General features: G+C 42.7%; 31 protein-coding genes and 1 pseudogene. 8 read left to right on the plus strand and 24 right to left on the minus strand.

What is annotated here, in order from left to right:
• Positions 1-180: 180 nt before the first annotated feature.
• The 11 genes and pseudogenes from BM122_RS26125 to BM122_RS23385 form a co-directional block, all read right to left on the minus strand.
• Positions 181-701 (minus strand): annotated as a pseudogene (locus tag BM122_RS26125) (ATP-dependent zinc protease family protein).
• Positions 702-841: 140 nt separating this feature from the next.
• A complete protein-coding gene (locus BM122_RS12860; RefSeq protein WP_074905918.1) occupies positions 842-1,738 on the minus strand; it encodes a GIDE domain-containing protein in 897 nt (298 codons plus the stop codon).
• Between the two features lie 13 nt (positions 1,739-1,751).
• Positions 1,752-2,909, minus strand: coding sequence for a site-specific integrase (locus tag BM122_RS12865; protein ID WP_074905919.1), 1,158 nt, complete (start codon positions 2,907-2,909; stop codon positions 1,752-1,754).
• 538 nt (positions 2,910-3,447) lie between these two features.
• Positions 3,448-3,633 (minus strand): hypothetical protein, encoded by a 186-nt coding sequence (locus tag BM122_RS12875; protein ID WP_074905921.1) that lies wholly within the window; start codon positions 3,631-3,633, stop codon positions 3,448-3,450.
• Positions 3,634-3,831 carry a hypothetical protein gene (locus tag BM122_RS12880; protein WP_074905922.1) on the minus strand — a complete coding sequence of 66 codons (198 nt, stop codon included), beginning with the start codon at positions 3,829-3,831 and terminating at the stop codon, positions 3,634-3,636.
• Between the two features lie 52 nt (positions 3,832-3,883).
• Positions 3,884-4,189 carry a hypothetical protein gene (locus tag BM122_RS12885; protein ID WP_074905923.1) on the minus strand — a complete coding sequence of 102 codons (306 nt, stop codon included), beginning with the start codon at positions 4,187-4,189 and terminating at the stop codon, positions 3,884-3,886.
• A 17-nt stretch (positions 4,190-4,206) separates the two neighbouring features.
• Entirely contained in the window at positions 4,207-4,527 is a 321-nt protein-coding gene (locus tag BM122_RS12890) for a hypothetical protein (RefSeq protein ID WP_143083436.1), read from the minus strand.
• Between the two features lie 161 nt (positions 4,528-4,688).
• Positions 4,689-5,540, minus strand: a complete 852-nt coding sequence (locus BM122_RS12895; protein WP_074905925.1) for a DUF2303 family protein — start codon at positions 5,538-5,540, stop codon at positions 4,689-4,691.
• Between the two features lie 12 nt (positions 5,541-5,552).
• Positions 5,553-5,888, minus strand: a complete 336-nt coding sequence (locus tag BM122_RS12900) for a hypothetical protein (protein ID WP_083398489.1) — start codon at positions 5,886-5,888, stop codon at positions 5,553-5,555.
• Between the two features lie 16 nt (positions 5,889-5,904).
• Complete coding sequence (locus BM122_RS12905; RefSeq protein ID WP_074905927.1) at positions 5,905-6,117, minus strand: hypothetical protein; 213 nt, start codon at positions 6,115-6,117, stop codon at positions 5,905-5,907.
• A complete protein-coding gene (locus tag BM122_RS23385) occupies positions 6,114-6,290 on the minus strand; it encodes a hypothetical protein (RefSeq protein WP_177198138.1) in 177 nt (58 codons plus the stop codon). The genes BM122_RS12905 and BM122_RS23385 overlap by 4 nt, the downstream gene beginning before the upstream one ends.
• A 466-nt stretch (positions 6,291-6,756) precedes the next feature.
• Here BM122_RS23385 and BM122_RS12910 point away from each other — a divergent pair, with 466 nt between their 5' ends.
• Complete coding sequence (locus tag BM122_RS12910) at positions 6,757-7,119, plus strand: helix-turn-helix domain-containing protein (RefSeq protein ID WP_074905928.1); 363 nt, start codon at positions 6,757-6,759, stop codon at positions 7,117-7,119.
• A 19-nt stretch (positions 7,120-7,138) separates the two neighbouring features.
• Positions 7,139-7,705, plus strand: coding sequence for an ImmA/IrrE family metallo-endopeptidase (locus BM122_RS12915; protein ID WP_143083437.1), 567 nt, complete (start codon positions 7,139-7,141; stop codon positions 7,703-7,705).
• Between the two features lie 452 nt (positions 7,706-8,157).
• Here the strand turns inward: BM122_RS12915 and BM122_RS25220 are convergent, their stop codons facing one another.
• The 4 genes from BM122_RS25220 to BM122_RS12930 all read right to left on the minus strand — a co-directional run bounded on the left by BM122_RS25220 (position 8,158) and on the right by BM122_RS12930 (position 10,831).
• Positions 8,158-8,292, minus strand: coding sequence for a hypothetical protein (locus tag BM122_RS25220; RefSeq protein WP_256212042.1), 135 nt, complete (start codon positions 8,290-8,292; stop codon positions 8,158-8,160).
• Between the two features lie 215 nt (positions 8,293-8,507).
• The gene (locus BM122_RS12920; RefSeq protein WP_074905930.1) at positions 8,508-9,437 is read right to left on the minus strand and encodes an SDH family Clp fold serine proteinase; all 930 of its coding nucleotides are present in this window, start codon (positions 9,435-9,437) and stop codon (positions 8,508-8,510) included.
• Between the two features lie 145 nt (positions 9,438-9,582).
• Positions 9,583-9,918, minus strand: a complete 336-nt coding sequence (locus tag BM122_RS12925; RefSeq protein WP_074905931.1) for a hypothetical protein — start codon at positions 9,916-9,918, stop codon at positions 9,583-9,585.
• 220 nt (positions 9,919-10,138) lie between these two features.
• Positions 10,139-10,831 carry an XRE family transcriptional regulator gene (locus tag BM122_RS12930; protein ID WP_074905932.1) on the minus strand — a complete coding sequence of 231 codons (693 nt, stop codon included), beginning with the start codon at positions 10,829-10,831 and terminating at the stop codon, positions 10,139-10,141.
• 83 nt (positions 10,832-10,914) lie between these two features.
• Here BM122_RS12930 and BM122_RS12935 point away from each other — a divergent pair, with 83 nt between their 5' ends.
• Positions 10,915-11,235, plus strand: coding sequence for a transcriptional regulator (locus BM122_RS12935; protein ID WP_083398490.1), 321 nt, complete (start codon positions 10,915-10,917; stop codon positions 11,233-11,235).
• Positions 11,236-11,246: 11 nt separating this feature from the next.
• On the opposite strand, the gene BM122_RS12940 is transcribed toward BM122_RS12935, so the two are convergent.
• Positions 11,247-11,435 (minus strand): hypothetical protein, encoded by a 189-nt coding sequence (locus BM122_RS12940; protein ID WP_074905934.1) that lies wholly within the window; start codon positions 11,433-11,435, stop codon positions 11,247-11,249.
• A 150-nt stretch (positions 11,436-11,585) separates the two neighbouring features.
• A complete protein-coding gene (locus tag BM122_RS12945; RefSeq protein ID WP_074905935.1) occupies positions 11,586-11,765 on the minus strand; it encodes a hypothetical protein in 180 nt (59 codons plus the stop codon).
• Positions 11,766-11,847: 82 nt separating this feature from the next.
• Between BM122_RS12945 and BM122_RS12950 the strand changes: the two genes are divergently transcribed.
• Positions 11,848-12,309, plus strand: a complete 462-nt coding sequence (locus BM122_RS12950) for a phage regulatory CII family protein (protein ID WP_074905936.1) — start codon at positions 11,848-11,850, stop codon at positions 12,307-12,309.
• Positions 12,310-12,448: 139 nt separating this feature from the next.
• On the opposite strand, the gene BM122_RS12955 is transcribed toward BM122_RS12950, so the two are convergent.
• The 4 genes from BM122_RS12955 to BM122_RS12970 form a co-directional block, all read right to left on the minus strand.
• Positions 12,449-12,817, minus strand: coding sequence for a hypothetical protein (locus tag BM122_RS12955; protein ID WP_074905937.1), 369 nt, complete (start codon positions 12,815-12,817; stop codon positions 12,449-12,451).
• A 120-nt stretch (positions 12,818-12,937) separates the two neighbouring features.
• Positions 12,938-13,135, minus strand: a complete 198-nt coding sequence (locus BM122_RS26130) for a type II toxin-antitoxin system HicA family toxin (RefSeq protein ID WP_074905938.1) — start codon at positions 13,133-13,135, stop codon at positions 12,938-12,940.
• 3 nt (positions 13,136-13,138) lie between these two features.
• The gene (locus BM122_RS12965) at positions 13,139-13,375 is read right to left on the minus strand and encodes a DUF1902 domain-containing protein (protein WP_074905939.1); all 237 of its coding nucleotides are present in this window, start codon (positions 13,373-13,375) and stop codon (positions 13,139-13,141) included.
• An 11-nt stretch (positions 13,376-13,386) separates the two neighbouring features.
• Positions 13,387-13,689, minus strand: coding sequence for a CCDC90 family protein (locus tag BM122_RS12970; protein ID WP_074905940.1), 303 nt, complete (start codon positions 13,687-13,689; stop codon positions 13,387-13,389).
• Positions 13,690-13,774: 85 nt separating this feature from the next.
• On the opposite strand from BM122_RS12970, the gene BM122_RS12975 reads away from it, so the two are divergent.
• Positions 13,775-13,990 (plus strand): AAA family ATPase, encoded by a 216-nt coding sequence (locus BM122_RS12975; protein WP_074905941.1) that lies wholly within the window; start codon positions 13,775-13,777, stop codon positions 13,988-13,990.
• On the opposite strand, the gene BM122_RS12980 is transcribed toward BM122_RS12975, so the two are convergent.
• The 3 genes from BM122_RS12980 to BM122_RS12990 form a co-directional block, all read right to left on the minus strand.
• Positions 13,965-14,297: a hypothetical protein gene (locus BM122_RS12980; protein ID WP_074905942.1), complete on the minus strand. Its 333-nt coding sequence runs from the start codon at positions 14,295-14,297 to the stop codon at positions 13,965-13,967. The two genes, BM122_RS12975 and BM122_RS12980, sit on opposite strands and share 26 nt — an antisense overlap.
• 87 nt (positions 14,298-14,384) lie before the next feature.
• Positions 14,385-14,669 (minus strand): hypothetical protein, encoded by a 285-nt coding sequence (locus tag BM122_RS12985; protein ID WP_074905943.1) that lies wholly within the window; start codon positions 14,667-14,669, stop codon positions 14,385-14,387.
• On the minus strand, positions 14,659-14,922 hold the full coding sequence (locus BM122_RS12990; protein ID WP_256212043.1) for a BrnT family toxin: 264 nt from the start codon (positions 14,920-14,922) through the stop codon (positions 14,659-14,661). The genes BM122_RS12985 and BM122_RS12990 overlap by 11 nt, the downstream gene beginning before the upstream one ends.
• On the opposite strand from BM122_RS12990, the gene BM122_RS25225 reads away from it, so the two are divergent.
• The 3 genes from BM122_RS25225 to BM122_RS13005 form a co-directional block, all read left to right on the plus strand.
• A complete protein-coding gene (locus BM122_RS25225) occupies positions 14,875-15,960 on the plus strand; it encodes a KilA-N domain-containing protein (protein WP_256212044.1) in 1,086 nt (361 codons plus the stop codon). The two genes, BM122_RS12990 and BM122_RS25225, sit on opposite strands and share 48 nt — an antisense overlap.
• Positions 15,961-15,968: 8 nt before the next feature.
• Entirely contained in the window at positions 15,969-18,344 is a 2,376-nt protein-coding gene (locus tag BM122_RS13000; RefSeq protein WP_177198139.1) for a VapE domain-containing protein, read from the plus strand.
• Between the two features lie 186 nt (positions 18,345-18,530).
• Positions 18,531-18,799: IS630 transposase-related protein (locus BM122_RS13005; protein WP_074906149.1), on the plus strand; the 269-nt coding region annotated here is incomplete at its 3' end.

An 18,799-nucleotide genomic window follows, 5' to 3' on the forward strand; every position in this document is an offset into this window, starting at 1 on the left:
TTATCTATCTCTTAAAGGAATAAAGCTACCGGCAGTTTCTTCATACTCCAGCAGCACGATTAAATATTTTCATATATTGCAATACGGCCTGAAAAAAATAGCCATACAGGAGAGACCAGAAATACCGTGAAATACGCCATAAAAAATGCTGAAAAATTGAGTAGCCTGTTTTACTCAATATCATCGAATAGTGTTTACGGCTGTGCTATCCACAATAGCATTTATCTTATCCAGTGCTTCCCTACCTAACAGCATCGGTGTTGAGAAATGGGAACGATCAATAAGATTGACCATAATATTGTAAAGTTTTCCATCAAAATAGATGGGCATTTTTACAACTGGTCGCGAATTATATTTTTTCGATATTTCCTTATTTGCGCGATTCTTGATCTTGACAATTCGAGTAATGGGTAGATCATATTCTGGTGTTTCTTTGATATCGGGATGAGAAACCTTAAATTTCACATAGTCTTTACCATTTTTTTGTATATATAAATATCTTCTGCAGAAAGCGAAGATGTCACAGCGCCCGTATCTAGTTTAGCAGCTAATGGAATTTCATCAGGGTAGAGAATAACAGGCTCGATATAGCCATAAACAAACTTATCCCTAGCTGGAGATAAAAAGGCAATCAACCCCAATAAAAATAGCATTAAACTCAAAAGAATATAAAAGCTATTGATCAGTCTTGGTATTTTCATAAATGATAATCACCCCATAACTCAATATTTGATGATAATTTTATCGATACCTTATTTTTTAAATTAACATTTCTAAAATAAATTCACAACCGCGTGGTATTGGTAAAGGTTTAATAGACTATGCCAATACGTGTTTTATGTCAGTGATATGTCCGCATTAACCAGACAATGTAGCCCATTACCATCAGGCAAAGAGCGAAAGCAGAAAAAGCAACTTGGCGATATTTTTTGATCAGTAGCTTCTGGGGATAAACAGATATGATAAAAGGGCGCTGTGAGATATCTGGTTTTGTAATAATGCTGACATCTTGTTCCACTGGTCGCTCAAGGTAGATTTGTTGAGCTTGTAATTGGGCTGCTAGACGTGCTGATTCCCACTCTTCCTGATCAATTTCACCATCTTTATTTGTGTCAAAACGCGTCAATAGTTGTAGCTTATCTTTTTTCCAATTATCAATGAGATCACGCATCATTTCTCTAACTGATTGATTGGTATGAGAGGGTAGGGTCTTAAATTGACCTATAATATAAAGTGATTGGCGAGGTATTATGAGTCTCTCCTGGTAGCGATAATGCTTTGAGCCTATATTCAACATAGATTGACTTTCCAGAATCTGGGTCGTCGTTGGCCATTCAGTGTTCCCATACCATACTAGTTTTATATCACTCTGAATTTTTGCACCATCTGGATCAACAAGACAACTATTCGTTCCATCGCTCAACATAAATTGTTGATTACTTACATTTTGATAAATGATATTCCATCGCGCTTGTGAACGACCCTTATGTAAAAAAGTTTCCTGGTATTCGATAAGACTGTGATACCAAATGCATTGGTTGTTAGATAATGGAGCATAAATAAGTTGATCGTGAATCGGATATCCCTTTCCTTCTAATTCAATATAACCTTGATGTGCAGAACATAATTTAGCAGTAAGAGTATCTTCAATGAAGCGTAACTGCTTCCAGTTGCGGAAAAAAATATAAAAACTAATTAGCGCAATTAGTATCGTTGCGCTTAATTCAAATAAGTACATGTATTTATTATGTTTATTTTTTAGTGTTGACTAAATGCTGACCATACAACTCTAGCGCCTTGCTTCCTTGCTTTCCATCCATCGGAATCCATCTGGCGTAAATTTTGGCGGTGATAAGTACATTTGAATGCCCCATCTGAGCAGATAACCAGGCAAGATTTTCCCCTGCTGATAACATCATTGATGCAAAAGTGTGGCGAGTCTGGTATGGGTTGCGATACCTGACGCCAGCTTTTTTTAATAATGGAACCCATATTCTGATGCGTATTGCTTTATCGCCTTTCCACGGCTCATTGTAATTTGGATCGTGAAATACTTTATTGTTGCACAGTAAGGTGTATTGCTTCTGGTTAATCAAGGCTTGCTCTACGGGCGGTAGCATGTCTATTTCACGACGACCTTTGACTGTTTTTGTCTTCTCATCTGAATCAGCGTATTCTGTTTTTGCTTTATTGATTTTGATTTTTTTTCTAGCCCAGTCTATATCCGCCCACTCCAACGCAACCAGTTCTGATGTTCTCATCCCAGTCCAGAAAAACACAATGCACTGATTTCTAATTTGCCCGGTTGCGGCATTAATGATAGCCTGCTGTTCTTCCTGGGTGAATGGATCAACGTGATCTTCTTTTTCAGGTGCTTCGTTGCGACGATACGACCATCCGAGTAATGGATTGGATTGGATAAGATCATCGTGCGTCGCTTCTTTCAATGCGGTTCTTAGTGGGCTGAGGATATTGGATATACGACTATTCGTCCAATTCATACTAGCAACCCACGTTCTAACGTCAGCACGGCTTAGGGATGCTAATAGCTTATCCCCAAATTTAGGAATAATTTCATGCTCTATTATTTTCTTGTATTCGTTATAAGTGCTGGCTTTTAGAATAGGCTGCTTGTTAGTTAGCCATTCCGTTAAATAGGTTTTGACTGTGTACTGAGACGAAGCAAATTTAAGCGCATTCTTCGACTCAGGGAATGTATATGAGTAATCAAATGTGCCAGCATCAATAGCATTAAGTATTGCCGCCCTATGCTGCGATGCTTTCTTTAAGTTAACGGGCGAGGGCTTGAGTGGGAGACGCTCGCGGCAACGCTGGCCCTTGTAGTAGAAGTCGATCTCGATTGACGAGTCGCTTGACTCTCTGACGCCTGGATACTTGTTTCCACCCATGAATGATATCCCTCCACGTTAATTAGAATTCTGTTATCAGGTGCTTTAGTATACTGATGACCCATAGTCCAGTCACCGCGTGAAATCTTAGCCCTGATAGCCTCTGGCGTGTAGCCTGTTTCTTGACAGAACTTATCTATGGTTACGTAGTTCACTATCATTTCCAGTTATACCTCTATTACCTGCCACTCATCATGCACCCATTTAACAAATCAACCGTATCAATTTCATCTACGTAGCAGATAACCACTTTAAGTTCATGCTTTGGATTGGGTAAAATCAATTGCATCCCTATCATTCCAAAACTCACAAACCCTCCTATGATCATGTATGCGCATGCATAAATAAAAAAACTTCTTGTGTCCTTAAACATCGTGCTCCCCTCTTTTTATTGTTGTTATCTATCCTTGTATCCCTGATGCCCTCAAGCACCAGGGGCTTCCCGTCGGTATTGGCACATTCAAACCTGCCGTGGGTCAGGCTTCTGATATACCGCAACGGCGAATTACGTACCGTTGCCCCCATGTGCCATGGGTGGTTATAAAATAATGTTGTCAAACAGCTTGTTGATTAGCTGGTGACTTATCTCTCTCTTGTTTTGGCTATCATCCAAGGTGCCAATTAACACGCCCTCTGTAATGACTGGACCAGCAGCTGGATGACCGCCGATAATGGTGGCCATAGCGGGTTCAGGTAATTTGATGGCTTGATTATAGGCTCGCATTTAATTTATCTTTTTGATGTAGATTTCTACAGGTTGATAGGGTGCGCGTTCGTCATTGCCAGTGAGCCGCGCTGTGATATTGAGCATTTCTGCGGTACCGGCAACAGTCGATGCGAGGTCTGAGAAGGCATCCTTTTCGAGAAACAGTTCATCGTTTTTATCGACGACGCCGTAGCATTTAAATACAGGTTGTGTCATGTCAACCTCACGTCGGTTGCTTTATTAATAATACTCATGATTTTTCCTTTCCTTAAATTCGTTTCCTTAGTTTTAAAATTTTTCTGCAGTAACGTGATGAGACGTTGAAAACATCCGGTATGTCTTCGTAAGCTACCCCGGCATCAAACAGTGCTACTATCTTTCTGGCTTTCGGTGTGTCATTTGAGATGATTGCCTCGATTTGCACTTGAAGGTCTTCATTGTCAACATCATCCTCTGCGTCATCAGATCGATGAGATGAGGCATTTTTAGCATTAATCATTTGTGCCACATCAAACGGATCGAGAATCATCATCCAATGGTTGCGTGTAGAAATGACTTTATTTACTGATGCCATTACTTTCCCTATCTAAATTAAATTTTTGATTCTTTGTTCGGCGAGTAGCGCTTGCGCCATCTCTCGTTATTCAATTCCCTGCAGAATGTCGTAACCACGCCTGTTTTAGTGATATGTCTGGGTGATTCGCACTTAGGGCATTTCCCAGGCTTGTGCACAGGAATCTTTTTCTTTAACTCATTAAGCTCAATTTCCGCTTTTTTCTTTGCGTAATAGTCACGCCATTTAGCATTGTTATGATCCTTGCAATACGTTGTCACCCTGCCTGATTGAGTGATATGACGAGGCTGAGTACAACCATCTTTCCCGCACAGTCCAGGTTTATGTTGATTATTCATGCTCCGTTTTTTAGGTTGCTCTTGAGCTGGAATAACGAGAGCATCAAAATCAAATAAAGATTTCATTTAATCGATGTACAAATGCGCTACAGGCTATTTAACCTGGTGTGTTCTGTAGTGTCTATAGCCGCTGTAGCGCATGATTGCTCCTGAGTTAATGCTTAAAGACTGGGATCACCAAAGTAGAAAAACACCTCGGTTTTTTCCTTGATTGTGTTGATCAATACCTTGGTAGCGTCTTCAATTACTTTGTCTGGGCGGATCAGTTCATACCAGAATACGAGCTTGCTATCACGTGCGCGGTAGCGTAGCCGTGCATCAATGCGGTAGGCGTCGCCATTCCAGAAGACCGGGATGCCGATGCTGATCTTGTCAAATAGCTGCATCTTGGCGAGGGTGGCGGAATCATCATCCTGCACGAAGCTCATCTGTACGCCGCCGTTTTGTAAGCGGATGGCGGATTTGAAGCGCATGTCCTGATTGGCTTCAAAAGACAGGGCCATTTCGAGCAGCTGCTGGCCGGTGGGCATGCCTTCTACCGTGGCAATATCGCGCAGGTTATCTTCTATGAACAGCGCGAATTCTCTTTGAGTCATGACCTCCCGGTCGTTCTTTGCCCAGCGCTCCCATTCGATGGATTTACCCGGTTCAAACGATGCCAGGTGATCGCGCCATTGCTGACCGGTAGCCATCCCAATATGATCATTGAACACAACGATAAAATTTACATCGCCTTTTTCATAATTTGTCTGGCAATATAGAGTGGTTGAGTTATCGAGTTTGTGGCGGTTGATGTAGTCGATAAAGCTTTCCGCATCATTCAGGATGACTTGACCTGTTTTGCGCTGTGGGATGGCTTTGAGTTTGATGTCGTCACGCTCCTGCAATATCCAGCCTGGTGGCAGGGCCACACGTTTGATGTCGTGATCGTCCATGTCAGAGATAACCTCTACCGGCTTTTGTAATGCAGCCACAATCGTATTGACTACCTCTGTAATTACATTTTGTTCCATACTGGGTCCTTATTAATTGGTAATGGTTTTAAGGTTGCTGCTTGGTTCCTGCACCACTCGCAGATCGAGTTTTGCCTGACTGGGGTCTTCGGTCAGCAGGCGGCCATCTTCGTCGGCAAAGAGCATGGCTTCCATTGGCTCTTCCTGAGGTCTGGTTAGCTTGACTTTGCCGGTAACGTGCATAGCGCCACCGCGTGTGGCTTTCTTGACGCTGATCGCCAGTTCCACCTTGCCAGTGCGCCCGGTTTCGTTGACTGCGCGGATTAATTCCGCCAGTTTGTCGCTGGCTTCATCAATAAATCTACCGCCGCCAATGGTGCGGCAGGTTTCTAATATGTTGTTGCTCATCACACCTCCCTTGTTGTTAAACCTGCGGGCTCAAACTCAGCCCATAATTGTCTTGTCCTGGCTGCGGCTCACTCAAAGCACGCATATCAACCGGATCAGCTTTGCCTTCAAGCCAGGCAAAATCACGGCCATACAATTTCCCAATGCATCTAATCTCGTAGAGGTTCCCATCGTGTCTACCCCCTATGATCGGGTGGAATCTCACTTTCATTCCTGAGCTAATATTCATAAGCAAACCCCTTGTTCTTCAGGCTCACGCTTAATATCCACTCTGCAAACATCATCGCCATAGCTCGCATGATTGAATGCATCTATGAAACGAAAAAACATCATTGAATATCTGTGCACGATCTCACCAACATAGAAGACCGTTATTCGATAATTGATTAATTCTTTTCTCATAGCCGCTCCTTAAATCTGTCCAGCTCCAGATACTCCAGCTGGTGCATCAGGAATAATTTTTTGTTGTATTGATAGGATAAGTTTAGAATAGCTTAACTTATTAAGTCAAGTGCAACTTAACATAAGCTGATAAAATTTACTTATGGTTAACTCAAGGAGCTGCTATGAACTTATTTAAGAAGTGGTGGGGTGGATGGAAGGGAAGATTCTGGAATCAATTCTCTCTCTGCATTTTCAGCGGTTGAATCAAAATGTCATAAAAGCGGTACAGCTTTGAAATTGATACAGGATGATATTGAGAGGTTACGAGTTATGTGTATAAAACTTTACCATATACAGTACAATTATTTATCTATATAAGTGGCATAATTTAACTTTTTTAGTTGAATATTTAAACTTCATATGCTATAGTAATAGTCGAGCATATTATTAATAGAAAGTATTAACAGACAAGGAGGTAATCGTCATGGCGCTAACTGACTTTGGTAAAACAGTCAGGAAGGCACGGCTTGATGCTGGGGAAACATTATTAACAATGGCAAAAAGCCTGAATGTATCAGCGGCTTTTCTGAGTGCGATGGAAACCGGCAGAAAAAAAATATCAGAAGAATGGGTTAATAAAATTTGTCTATTTTTCAATGAGCGTGGAATCGATGTAGAAAAATTGAGAGTGTATGCTGATATTTCAAACAAGAGTGTCTCAATTGATGGCTGTGATCCAGATACACAAATTTTGATTGCTGGATTCTTGAGATCTGATCTCGATGCCGAAACACTGGCGAAAGTTAATGAATTAGCAAAGATTGTGGGGCAAAAATACAAAAAATAAAATTAGGAGTAAATATTTGGTGACAGAATATAAACTTAGAGGTTATTTAGTTAATCCCCTCGGTGTTAATAAAATCAGAGAAGTCGCAACACATGCTAGAGATATACTGCGACTTACAGAAAAGCCTGTAGACATGGGTGATTTTTTGGAATCGCTTGTAAGATTTGATATTGTAATTGATATTATTGATGAATTAGATATGCCAGGTCTTTTGTCTCATTCGGAGGCATGCTGCATTCCTGAAAGAAGAACTATTTATCTTACTAACGAAACATACGAGAGATCATGCGAAAACGATCCAAGGTCTAGATTCACTATTTTTCATGAGCTTGGACATTTTTTCTTAATGCATAATCGTAAATTTCATCGTGATAATAATTTTCAAAAAATAAAGCCAAAACATTACCTTGACTCAGAATGGCAAGCAGATCAATTTGCTGCTGAGACTCTTATGCCACTGAAAACAATAATAAGTGAGCGTTTATTTGCTCCAAGAATGATTCAGGAAAGGTTTGGTGTATCTGCTCGTGCGGCAGAAAAAAGACTTAGACAGCTTAAAGAAAGAGGAGATATAAAAAGCAGATAGCGATGCGAACGCTATCTGCTTTTTTGTTGACATGGTGGTTGAGAGCACCCCTCTGTCACCTATAACATTGTCCATCGAAGACATGTGAATAATACTCCTGTTCATAAGTTATAGGCAACAATTCTATTGCTCTCTCCTTCTTAGGAGAAAGACATGCCTTTTTTCAAAGAAAGGAGTGTGTATGTGCGAGCGTATGTCCGGTTCAGGTTTGGCCGGATGGAAAACGTATGCCAGCACTGGCGCTCTTATCCTCGGCAGTTAGTTTTATTTAACTGATATCAGCACGACCTAGCGTTATGCGTTAGGTCGTGCGTTATATTGTTGCCAAGTATCTATTTATCTCTAGAGATGATTTTAGCGTTAACTTCATCTAAAACTTCAGATACATCTTTATTCTGGCGATGAGCATTAACGATGAATGGAAGAATACATGGATCTGCAACCCATAATTATTATTCAGATCTAATCATGCCGAGGAACTGATACAACGACATGCTGGGTTTTGTGTCATGCCATTCACTAACGTAATCATCTAGATCATCAAGAAGAATTTCTTCGATAAGGCATTTATCTATAAAGTTAGACATCGATTCTTCTCCCTGAGCTGGCTTAGCCTATACATTTACTTCTATATTAACAAAAAACCCGCACTGGGCGGGCTTTTGGAAATTACAAAAGCTTTCTAATAATTTGCTTTCAAATTAAGGTATATTCTTCTTTACTAATAAAATTGAGTTTTGATCCAATAACTATTTTTGGATTTGTGCGCTCACACAGTAAGATTTGTTCAAGGCTTTCTGCCTCATTTAGCTGCTTTAACTGGTCTTCCATTGCTTTGTTTGATTTCTTCAACTTCCTTGCTTCTTTCTTTATCGTTAGGTGTCTCATGAATATTCTCCTCAGCGTTTAAATAAAAAACAGTTGTTGATCTAGCTGGTTCTATAGCCATGTCCCCAATTATTTCAATTATACGCGATTCATCATTACTTGGACTACGAACTCTGTGGAATAATCCGCTCGCTTCTCTTCGGTCTATAACGAACCCATGCGAAGGATAACCCAAAGTTAGATTATCTAAAGCATGATCTTTCATGTTTTTTGCCCACAAATTTAATCTTACTCCATAAGCTTTTGCTATAGCTAACGATCTAGCAACTTCACCAATTTTTTGTGGATCTATCTGTTTGTAAAGCTCCTCAAAAAGACCTTTAGTTATACTCGCGGCAATTTCAGTTGATGTTTTAAAAGTAACAGAACCCTTACTTTTTTCTTTTATTTTTAAGAAGAAGCTCTCGAATAAAGAGAAGGCATGATATTCTAAATTATTTAAAGCCTCACTAATTACCAAGCCAGAATCAAGTTCACCAAGCTCATCACGACGAAGTAATTGGACATCAAGTGGCCCTAATTCAGCTTCGTCCGCCATTACTAATTCTGATGCTCCAATTACGCATAGAGTTCCAGCGCTCTTGCACCATCCCGCGATAAGAGCCGTAGATTTTTTATACTTATGCTGAATCTCTCTTGACATTCTGTAAGCGCAATCAGGAAAACCACCAGGGGTTGCAAGAATGAAAATAAGATTTTCGTGTTTATTTTTTCTAGATTTTAAAGTCTTCAGAACGGCTTCCTGGGTATCATAGTCAATGTCCCCGCTAATAAGCATCAAATCTGAGGAAACTGACTTTGCTATATTATTTATCTCTTGTTCCGTTAATTCTGTGTTATTCATAAAATAATTATGTGGTTTTATAAGTTATTCAATAAACCTGATGCTCTCTGTGGATGCCATTACATTACACCATCCCCATATCAGCATTACAAATAGCAGCACTTGGGTAGCCTTGCCGCAATAAGATGAATAAATGTGAGTATTTTTAATCTCCATAATCCAATGCATTTATATGGGCCCACATTATCACCCCGCGATAAACAAACACAACAATGTTACTCAAACCAGGAAATTCTTTTATCGTAACTAGAAGCCCTTCTTTGATAATGATGCACTTTTTGGAGTCCAAGTAAGATTGAAGACTATTTATATCTTTTTCTGCACTAAAACTAAACATGTCTTCTAGCCATTCTTTCTTTGTGCAAGCGACATACCCACCTTTAGTGATCGCATTAAATGCGTAAGCTTCAACAGAAGGCAGCCATAAAATTATGAGAAAAGCTAGAAGTTGAATCGTATCTTTTATTTTATCTACTCTCATTGAGTGATTCTTGAGTTGATCTATTAGATCATCTGCCGTCTTACCTTTGGGGTGGTTAACAAAAAGAGGGGATTTTCTTCTTATATATAGTTGTAGTCAAATGCAGACGTATAAAATGAGGGACAATAAAACCATGCAGGTATTAATTTTTTTAAATTGATCCAGTATCAGCCCTGCAAACAGCCGCGCTTGGTAATCTTGCAATGATGCTGATAGTCAATCAAATCTTATTGCAATTCCACGCTAACCTTACCAGGCCAAGTATGTTTAGCTGATCTTTTTCGTCACAGATATCGTAAGATTTTACGATAGGGTTATCGCTTGACACCTCAAGCTTCCCGTCAAGTCTTTTTCTTATTCGCTTAACGAACAAATTGCCATTGGTAGTAAAAACATATACGCCGTCAACATCTACTGTTTTCACCCCGGTATCAACAATAAGAATATCTCCATCCTTGTATGTTGGTGACATAGAGTTTCCTCTACCGGTCATTGCCGCAAGATTTCGTATATGAGTAATACCTTTTAAATTTTCCTCAACCCACTCCTTGCTAACTTTGATATCGCCAGCAATAGTTTCGTAGCCAGATTGCGGCTCACCCAAACCCATTGAGCCTTTAGCTGAAAACACGGGAATATTCACTACATTTTTCTCAAAAGGCAGGATTTTGCCGCTTTCTTTTTTTGTCGTCAACTTGAGACATGCTGGTTCTTTGCATTCATCGCAAAGTAATTCATCAAAAGAAAAAGATAGGTTTTCTCTCAACCTTAACAGTTGTTCTAGTCCTGGTGTGGTCGCGCCATTTTCCCATTGAGACACGGCGGATTTAGAAATACCGGCATATTCGGCAAATTGCTCTTGGTTTAATCCAAGGCTTTTTCTTAGCTTTAATAGTTTAGTTCCAATTTCCATATATTTAATCGTATAGCAAAACTATACTTTTGTGATCAAGTAATACTTGACATTTGTTGTTAAGTACCACTAAACTTTCTTTCATGAGTAAAGAACATATCAAAAATATAGCAAAAAGGGTCGGCGGGGTAGTTGCGCTATCAAAGAAGCTTGGTTTAAGCAGAGCGGCCGTGTCTCAATGGGAAGTGATTCCAGCTGAAAGAATACTGGACGTTGAAAAAGTCACCGGCATACCTCGTGAAGAATTGAGACCTGATTTGTACGTTAGAAAACCTGCTACTAGCGAGCAAATTATTGCTGGCGAGCTTCCGGAACGCCGTATTTACCAACGCCGTCAAGTAGATAGGCGTAAAAATTACAGACGCAAGGAATATAGGCGCGTATTTGATCGTCGTCAAAGTTGACATGGTTCTTATTAATTTACATCAGATCGTTCAATTGGAGCTATGGAATCGCTGATGAGAAACGCATGCACCTCAGCCTTGCCGGTCCTGATGCGTTCAGCTTGGATGACAGCTTCAATGAAGGCGGCTAAAACTGATGCTGAATGCACATCAAGCCGTTCTGGTGGTGGTGTTTTTACCGGCGGTAAGAATTTTTCCACTACGGCTCCTAATTAACTGATAAATGCTTTATTAAGAAATTAATTACAGCTACATAGAATGGACTACATCTTAACTACGGGATCAAGCATGATGAATTGTACTTTGGTGCACATAACGCAGAAATACAGCAAATGTATACATGCGAAATGTCATCTAAAAGATGAATCGATAGGTTTCAATGAGTCACTAATGCATGACGCATGCACCACATCATTACCAGTCCTAATGCGCTCAGCCTGCAACGTAGCTTCAATGAGTACAGCCCATGCAGATGCCGAATGCACATCAAGCGGCTCTGGTGGCGTTTTAACTGGCGGCAAGAATTTCATGACGGCTCCTAATTAAATGATGAATGCATTATCAGGAAATTAACGACAGCTAAATAGATTAAAAAAAACAGGTAAATAGATTATGAGCAGACCGGCAAAACAGGAATATAGACAAGTGTTTTTAGCGTTGCAGTCCGATGCTAAAAAGTACCCGGGCGGCATTGCTGGATTGGCTAGAGTGTTAAACAAATCACCGGAAGGGCTGGCGAATTGTCTTGATCCTAACCATGACGCTCAGCCTCCGTCACTATCTATCGTGCTGCAAGTCATCGAGCTGACTCAAGAAAAACGTGCCGTGTTTGAGATATGCCAGCTGGTGAATCAAACGCCGATGGATATCGACATGGGCAGCGCAGACCTGAACGAAGAAAGTCAGGTTAAACATTTCCTCTCTTTGGTTGCATCAGCATCGGCCTGCCTTAATACGGGCTCTGAGCATTTGAAAGATGGCCGATTCGATGCGTCAGAGCGCAAAGAACTTGCGCCACTGTTGCTTGAATTGAATCAGGTAACCGCAAGCCTTTATAAAAGATTTTCCGAGTAATAGCCATGACGAATCCCCGTGACGCCACTTCCTTCTTGCTGACTATCCCTCAGTGTGGCGTTACGGGGATTTTTCTGAAGGGTAAATAAAGATGACAGATAAAAAGATACTTTTTATTGAAGGCTCTAAATCCCCCAGGTCATTGAAGAGTGCTCCCGCTTCCGTCCTTATTTCTGAAGAGATCACTGGCATCCGGTTGAGTATTTGCAATGAGGTAGTCGCGGATGGAGCAAGCTTTGTTGCTGGGAATGTTAAAGACAAGCCAGCCAAGACCTGCATTCCTAAACCCGAACCTGATTCTCTCATCTTTGAGCTTTACAACAGCTAGCTGCGGATCATCTTGCACAGACATGCCTTCATCACTTTTAACTGGCGGATTTTTAGGTACTTCAGGAAGCATATTTGCTCTGACAATTGCCAGTTCGGCTATTAGCGTAGTTAGCTCTTGTGCAGATAATGTTTCATTGATTGATAGGCTTACAGATTTTTTATCATTACTTAGTTCCATAGCTTCTCCTTTGTTGTTAATAGCTTGTTGGAACTCTCTATTCTATCAGCATTGGAGAAACCGCTAATTATGATGCTTTTGACATCGTTTATCAGCCAGCATAGCGCTACTCAGCAGAGACTAAATGCTCTGCTTGATTCTGGCTTGTTTAAGGATGGCATTAGCGAGATTTTTGGAAATGATATTCACGGGTACGGTAAATCGCTTACCGAAGAATGGATTTTCCCATATCTCATGACTTCCTTTTCCCTGTCTGACGAACACGCACCCATTTTCCAGCAAAATACTTCTCAATCTGGGATAAATGCTGTTGCCCATAAGTTACAAGGGAATCCGGTCTTTGACTGTTTGATTTTGCTGAAAGCTGATGATCATGGAGTCAATGCTTACATCAATATCATTCTCTGCGGCAATCTCAGGGGCGATTTCCCACACGCGCTCAGTCAGACCTTCATATGTTTCGGATTCGGTAGCCAGTCCAATTTCGTCGCATACGGCAATCCACATGCCGGATTCGTAGTCGTGGCTCACTTTTACAATAAAGAAAGATGTGCTCATAGCTCAATTGATCAAAGCAACTTGACCAAAGCAGCAACAATGCTGACTGCGATTGTCATCAAGGCACCAAGCTTGATGATGAGACGTTGCTCCAGCTGGATGAGACGCGAATCCATTTCGCGTCGCAAGTCTTCTATTCCCCAGCGTAGCTTCTCTTCTGTGGCCAATAAATCTTGTTTGGTGGCCAAGTCTTTTAGATTGACTTCAAGCACATCAGCTAACGCTCTAGCCTCAGCTTCAGCCTGCGCAGATGGAACGCCTGCTTCCTTTAAGGTATTCGCGAATTTAAGCGTATCAAATGTAAGGGTTGTCATTGTTCTTCACCAGAAATATGGTCATAAACAAAATCATATAAGTACTTTTATGAAAGATCAAAGCATTTTAATAAGGAGCAATTAAATGAGCGTAATTATTTACGGTCCGCAAGGGTGTGGCAAAACAACAAACGCTGAGAAATTAGCAAAACACTTAGGTTTATCCAACATTCTGGATGAATTTGGGCCAGGACAGGAATTGCCAGAAGATACTCTGGCATTAACTCATGTGCCTGGCATGGAAGGTGCGCTTAATTATGATGATGTGATGCTAGCTATGCAATCTGAGGCTTCAGCTTAAGTTTGGCTAATATTTTCAGGCGATCAAGGTAAGCATCCATGTTGGCATCGCTCTCAGTAGGAATACAGCCATCATTGTATAGATATATCCTCTCGACGTTAGAATCACCTTTCCATGACAGCTTGGCTGCTACTGTTGGTGTGATGCCTTGGATTTCTGCTGATATGGGATATGCCTGGTATTCGAGAATGTCAGACGTAATGAATCCGAGCGGTTTATATGTACGATTCAATACAACGTATTTGCCATCTTTCATGCGATCAATGCAATACGGCAAATACACGGCTCTGAAATCTTTACGTGACATAACTGAATTCCCTTTAAAAATTAATTCGGCAGCCTATAACAAATTCAAATTATCGACAAATGCATCAAGCCGGGCTTACCCCTACGCTCAGGATTCGGCTAAATCCCGTGTAGCTTCTTCGATTACGGCTTCCGATACACCATGTTTTTTTAGAGCTTCGATCAAGCGCGATGTTGACATACCGGAATACCGTTCTTCATCTTTGCGTAATCCTTCGCTGATGTATGACTTCAGCAATGTCTGGTACTCGGAAAATCCTTTGAGTGACGCGATTTCCTTTAAGGAATCTATCACGTCAGTAGGGATACTTAGCGTGATAGATGTCATGGGACGGTCTTTTTGCAAGCGCTTTTTTAAACGTTCAGTAAGCATAATCGGATTCCTCCTCAGGTTCAGCACGACGCGCAGAAATAATGCGGATACAGGATTCTTCTATCTCAACGTGAACCACGTAGAGCAATCGTCCGGTCAAATCAAAGCCTATGGCGGCATGGCGTTTTTCATCAGAACGGGAAGCGTTAACCAATACAAACAATGGGTCGGAGAAAACCGTAGCAGCTTCCTCGAAGCGGACACCATGTTTGCGCAGATTTCTATCTGCCTTGCCCGCATTCCAAACGAACATATCGCCATTCAGTTCATAGTAGATATCCATAGCAAGAAGCATTCAATATTTTTTCAAGTTGGCCTGCCGCTTGGATTCATCCCACGTAAATTTCATGATAGTTTTTATGCCTATTATAAGCATGTTTTAAGTTTTGTTTACTCCAACATAATAGTAAACAAACTGTTATGCGTTGAAGATGAATGCTTGACACCGCTAACCTCTCGGGCTTATCCTTTTGCTCAGGTGACTCAAACACCAAGACTTAAGCATAAGCGGATACCGCACCCGACAGACAAGCGGTTTTTTTACGTCCATAGTTTTTCTATGGTCGGGCGTGCGGCTAATAAAACAGCAGTTGCGACTGCGAATATGCCCGCCGACTTATGCCGGTTTGAGGCGCCCGATCACCCGCATATTGCTGATGGTCAACTCCACTCAAAGGAGCATAAGATCATGTCAGAACTTACCGTTCTTACGACCAAAATCCGTCAACTCGACGGACTATATTCCCTTAATGATTTACATAAAGCTGCTGGTGGCGAAGATAAACACAGACCAAATCAATTTATTCGCCTTGAACAAACGCAGGAACTAATTGCAGAATTAAGCTGCGCAGATCTGCGCATCATACCAGTCAAGAAAATCACAGGCCGCGGCAAGGAACAAGGCACATACGCTTGCAAAGAATTGGTAATCGCTTACGCTGCATGGATCAGTGCAGCGTTCCATCTGAAAGTAATCAGAATTTTCTTAGAGCAAGTAAAACCAGAATCCACCCAGGCTGAGCAGATCGCCAAGCAGGTCAGCAAACATCTTCAAAGAGCTCTGCCAAGTCAAGATTGCTTACTACCAGAACATCAACAAAAAGAAATCCTTGATCGCCTGCATAGGGTTTGGGAAATGTTTCACCCATTTAGCAAACAATTCATGGATTTGCTCGGAGTAATCCGCGCGCTTCGTGGATGTCATCCAGATTACGGTATTGACGAGCCGAGCTATAGGGCTGTGATAAAACAGCATGAGCTTGATAAGAAAAGCCGTGGGGGTAGAGGCTAAGTATGGGTATGAAAAAATCAGCCAAACTTGACTTTAAAGCAATAGCCTCAGCCGCGCTGAATCGTGCTCATATACTGGTAGCGCAATGGTTGCCAGGTGGTGATGTGTCCGGGGGTGAATACAAAGCACTTAATCCTACCCGTGGTGATCGTTCCAAAGGATCGTTCTCTATCAATCTGAGATCAGGTGTTTGGTCTGACTTTGCCGCGGGTGAATCGGGTGGCGATTTGATCAGCCTGTATGCCTACATTAACGGTTTATCTCAGATCGATGCTGCCAAAGAAGTAGCGGCTCAGATGGGCATTTCAATTGATGATGCTGAACCAAAGACGGGCCCGCGCAGCAATGTTATACCCATCAAGCAGCCAGATGCGGTACCAGAGCAGGAAGCAACCAGCAAGCGTACGTTATGGCGTCCTATTTTGCCGGCACCGGATGATGCTGGCCAATATCCATTGGCCCATCCTGTGCGCGGTCGTCCGCAGGCAACCTATGAGTATTTCAATGCGCAAGGGAATTTACTGGGCATTATTTGCCGGTTTACCACCTCAGACGGCGGCAAGGAAGTGTTGCCGTGCTGTTTCGCTGAACATACCCAAAATAAGAAACGTGAGTGGCGCTGGATGGCTTTTCCTGAGCCTAGACCGCTATATGGTCTGTACGAGCTGGCTCAGTATCCAGATTTGCCGGTACTGATAGTAGAGGGCGAGAAATGCGCGGATGCCGGGCATAAATTGCTCAAAGGTCAGTTCGTGGTCATTACCTGGCCTGGTGGCGCTAAGGCAATCGGAAAGATCGATTGGTCGCCATTGCGTGGGCGTGTGATTTATGTTTGGGCGGATAGTGACGCACAGTACGATAAAACCGGCAATCATCTTCTACCTGAATCGCAACAGCCTGGCATGTCGGCCATGCTCAAGATATGCAGCATACTCGGCAATCCTGATAATTTCCATATCGTCGATATTCCTCAGCCTGGTGATAAGCCGGATGGCTGGGATACCGCCGATGCCATTCAAGACGGCATGGGTGCAGAGGAACTGACTAAATTTATCCTCCATACGCGACCCGTAGAGCAAGCACCAGTCAGACAAAGCCAATATTCCTCATCAGGCGGTGATGACGGCGGCCCGCCATGGTCGCCACGTGATCTGGTGTGGGATGGCAAAAAGCCAGCCAGTTGTTTATCCAATGTTTACGACATCCTTGAGCATGACAAGCAGTGGCAGGGGGTGCTTGGCTACGATGAATTTGCCTACCGCACCATGAAGCTGAAAGCTCCGCCCTTTGTCGGAGGAAAAGAAGGCGAATGGACGGGTGATGATGACGTGCAAACAGCCATGTGGATTACGCGCAAGTATGGTTTTGCACCCAGCGAAAGTTTGACAGGGCTCGCGGTAGAAACCTTGGCCAAGTTCCATGGCTATAACCCGGTACAGGATTATCTGCGTTCGCTCAAATGGGATGGCGTGGAACGCTTGAATGATTGGATCGCAGATTTTCTGGGTGCGCGCAAGACGGAATACGTATGGCGCGTGTCACGCTGGTTTTTAGTGGGCATGGTGGCCCGTGCCATGAAGCCTGGGATTAAGTTTGATTATTGCCTGGTGTTGGAAGGGGAGCAGGGGCGGCAAAAATCGTCTGCGCTGCGCGTGCTGGGTGGGGAATGGTTCGGTGATACTGACCTTGATTTGCATAACAAGGATTCCATGTCTGCGCTGCGTGGCAAGTGGTTGTATGAAATTGCCGAGCTGGGATCGTTGGCGCGGTCTGAAGCAACCCGGCAAAAGTCTTTTTTTTCCAGGCAGGTTGATGAATACCGCCCTGCTTATGGCAAGCGAGAAATACGCTGCCCGCGCCAGCTTGTGTTCGGGGGGACGACCAATGAATGGGAATGGAACAAGGACCCGACCGGTGGTCGTCGATTCTGGCCGGTTGAGTGTGAAGGTGATGTGGATGTGAATGGACTGTCGGCCACACGTGATCAGCTCTTCGCTGAAGCTTACCAGGTGTATCTGAGCGGCGAGCGTTTCTGGCCTGATGGCCATGAGCAGCGGCAGATATTCAACCCGGAACAATTCAAGCTCGGCACCTCAGACAGCTATGTCGATATGATCGAGAGCTGGGTGGCAAAACAATACAGGGAAAAAGAATTCTGCATAGCAGATGTAGCAGTCGAGTGTTTGAAAATTGATGCAGCACGGTTGAGTCGGGATATTCAGACGAGGATAGGGAGCGCACTGCGGCAATTAGGCTGCAGGCGCATTGAGAAACGGACGCACGCAACAACCAGGTTTTGGTACAAGTCCCCCACAGAAATGGGACACGGTCGACAGCCAGGGCGTAGTGATGAAGAGAGAGGCGGTCATGGCATCGACTTTTGACATCATAAGTTCCATACCTCATCCATACCTCTATGAAAGGTGTGGAACCTCAAAAGGCGCATGTGATGGGCTTCTTCCACACCTTCCACACCTTCCACACCTCACCGCGCGCGCACGCATACGCACACACGCGCGTATAGGATGTTTTTTATAGCACAACCAGATAATTTTGATTATAATTTAGAGATGGCCTATTCACTGGATTTCCGCCGTAAAGTCCTGTCTGTTAGAGAGAAAAAAGGACTTACGATAGCCGAGGTGGCGGCCCGGTTTGATGTTGGCGTGGCGAGCGTGACGCGTTGGGTTAAGAACATCCATCGTAAACCTCAAGGGTTTCGCCAACGCAAGATTGATCTTGATGTGTTGCGGCAGGATATTCGCGATTATCCTGATGCTTATCAGTACGAGCGGGCAAAACGTTTGGGTGTGGCGCAAAACGCTATTTTTCTGGCGCT

It is taken from the genome of Nitrosomonas communis, assembly GCF_900114745.1.
GTDB lineage: Bacteria > Pseudomonadota > Gammaproteobacteria > Burkholderiales > Nitrosomonadaceae > Nitrosomonas > Nitrosomonas communis_A.

What these genes read in the sequence shown, in the direction of transcription:
- BM122_RS12860 (WP_074905918.1), bottom strand. Translation starts at nt 1,738, where the DNA reads ATGTACTTATTTGAATTAAGCGCAACGATACTAATTGCGCTAATTAGT.
- BM122_RS12865 (WP_074905919.1), bottom strand. Translation starts at nt 2,909, where the DNA reads ATGGGTGGAAACAAGTATCCAGGCGTCAGAGAGTCAAGCGACTCGTCA.
- BM122_RS12875 (WP_074905921.1), bottom strand. Translation starts at nt 3,633, where the DNA reads ATGCGAGCCTATAATCAAGCCATCAAATTACCTGAACCCGCTATGGCC.
- BM122_RS12880 (WP_074905922.1), bottom strand. Translation starts at nt 3,831, where the DNA reads ATGACACAACCTGTATTTAAATGCTACGGCGTCGTCGATAAAAACGAT.
- BM122_RS12885 (WP_074905923.1), bottom strand. Translation starts at nt 4,189, where the DNA reads ATGGCATCAGTAAATAAAGTCATTTCTACACGCAACCATTGGATGATG.
- BM122_RS12890 (WP_143083436.1), bottom strand. Translation starts at nt 4,527, where the DNA reads ATGAATAATCAACATAAACCTGGACTGTGCGGGAAAGATGGTTGTACT.
- BM122_RS12895 (WP_074905925.1), bottom strand. Translation starts at nt 5,540, where the DNA reads ATGGAACAAAATGTAATTACAGAGGTAGTCAATACGATTGTGGCTGCA.
- BM122_RS12900 (WP_083398489.1), bottom strand. Translation starts at nt 5,888, where the DNA reads ATGAGCAACAACATATTAGAAACCTGCCGCACCATTGGCGGCGGTAGA.
- BM122_RS12905 (WP_074905927.1), bottom strand. Translation starts at nt 6,117, where the DNA reads ATGAATATTAGCTCAGGAATGAAAGTGAGATTCCACCCGATCATAGGG.
- BM122_RS23385 (WP_177198138.1), bottom strand. Translation starts at nt 6,290, where the DNA reads ATGAGAAAAGAATTAATCAATTATCGAATAACGGTCTTCTATGTTGGT.
- BM122_RS12910 (WP_074905928.1), top strand. Translation starts at nt 6,757, where the DNA reads ATGGCGCTAACTGACTTTGGTAAAACAGTCAGGAAGGCACGGCTTGAT.
- BM122_RS25220 (WP_256212042.1), bottom strand. Translation starts at nt 8,292, where the DNA reads ATGTCTAACTTTATAGATAAATGCCTTATCGAAGAAATTCTTCTTGAT.
- BM122_RS12920 (WP_074905930.1), bottom strand. Translation starts at nt 9,437, where the DNA reads ATGAATAACACAGAATTAACGGAACAAGAGATAAATAATATAGCAAAG.
- BM122_RS12925 (WP_074905931.1), bottom strand. Translation starts at nt 9,918, where the DNA reads ATGAGAGTAGATAAAATAAAAGATACGATTCAACTTCTAGCTTTTCTC.
- BM122_RS12930 (WP_074905932.1), bottom strand. Translation starts at nt 10,831, where the DNA reads ATGGAAATTGGAACTAAACTATTAAAGCTAAGAAAAAGCCTTGGATTA.
- BM122_RS12935 (WP_083398490.1), top strand. Translation starts at nt 10,915, where the DNA reads ATGAGTAAAGAACATATCAAAAATATAGCAAAAAGGGTCGGCGGGGTA.
- BM122_RS12945 (WP_074905935.1), bottom strand. Translation starts at nt 11,765, where the DNA reads ATGAAATTCTTGCCGCCAGTTAAAACGCCACCAGAGCCGCTTGATGTG.
- BM122_RS12950 (WP_074905936.1), top strand. Translation starts at nt 11,848, where the DNA reads ATGAGCAGACCGGCAAAACAGGAATATAGACAAGTGTTTTTAGCGTTG.
- BM122_RS12955 (WP_074905937.1), bottom strand. Translation starts at nt 12,817, where the DNA reads ATGGAACTAAGTAATGATAAAAAATCTGTAAGCCTATCAATCAATGAA.
- BM122_RS26130 (WP_074905938.1), bottom strand. Translation starts at nt 13,135, where the DNA reads ATGGGCAACAGCATTTATCCCAGATTGAGAAGTATTTTGCTGGAAAAT.
- BM122_RS12965 (WP_074905939.1), bottom strand. Translation starts at nt 13,375, where the DNA reads ATGAGCACATCTTTCTTTATTGTAAAAGTGAGCCACGACTACGAATCC.
- BM122_RS12970 (WP_074905940.1), bottom strand. Translation starts at nt 13,689, where the DNA reads ATGACAACCCTTACATTTGATACGCTTAAATTCGCGAATACCTTAAAG.
- BM122_RS12975 (WP_074905941.1), top strand. Translation starts at nt 13,775, where the DNA reads ATGAGCGTAATTATTTACGGTCCGCAAGGGTGTGGCAAAACAACAAAC.
- BM122_RS12980 (WP_074905942.1), bottom strand. Translation starts at nt 14,297, where the DNA reads ATGTCACGTAAAGATTTCAGAGCCGTGTATTTGCCGTATTGCATTGAT.
- BM122_RS12985 (WP_074905943.1), bottom strand. Translation starts at nt 14,669, where the DNA reads ATGCTTACTGAACGTTTAAAAAAGCGCTTGCAAAAAGACCGTCCCATG.
- BM122_RS25225 (WP_256212044.1), top strand. Translation starts at nt 14,875, where the DNA reads ATGTTTGCGCAGATTTCTATCTGCCTTGCCCGCATTCCAAACGAACAT.
- BM122_RS12990 (WP_256212043.1), bottom strand. Translation starts at nt 14,922, where the DNA reads ATGTTCGTTTGGAATGCGGGCAAGGCAGATAGAAATCTGCGCAAACAT.
- BM122_RS13000 (WP_177198139.1), top strand. Translation starts at nt 15,969, where the DNA reads ATGAAAAAATCAGCCAAACTTGACTTTAAAGCAATAGCCTCAGCCGCG.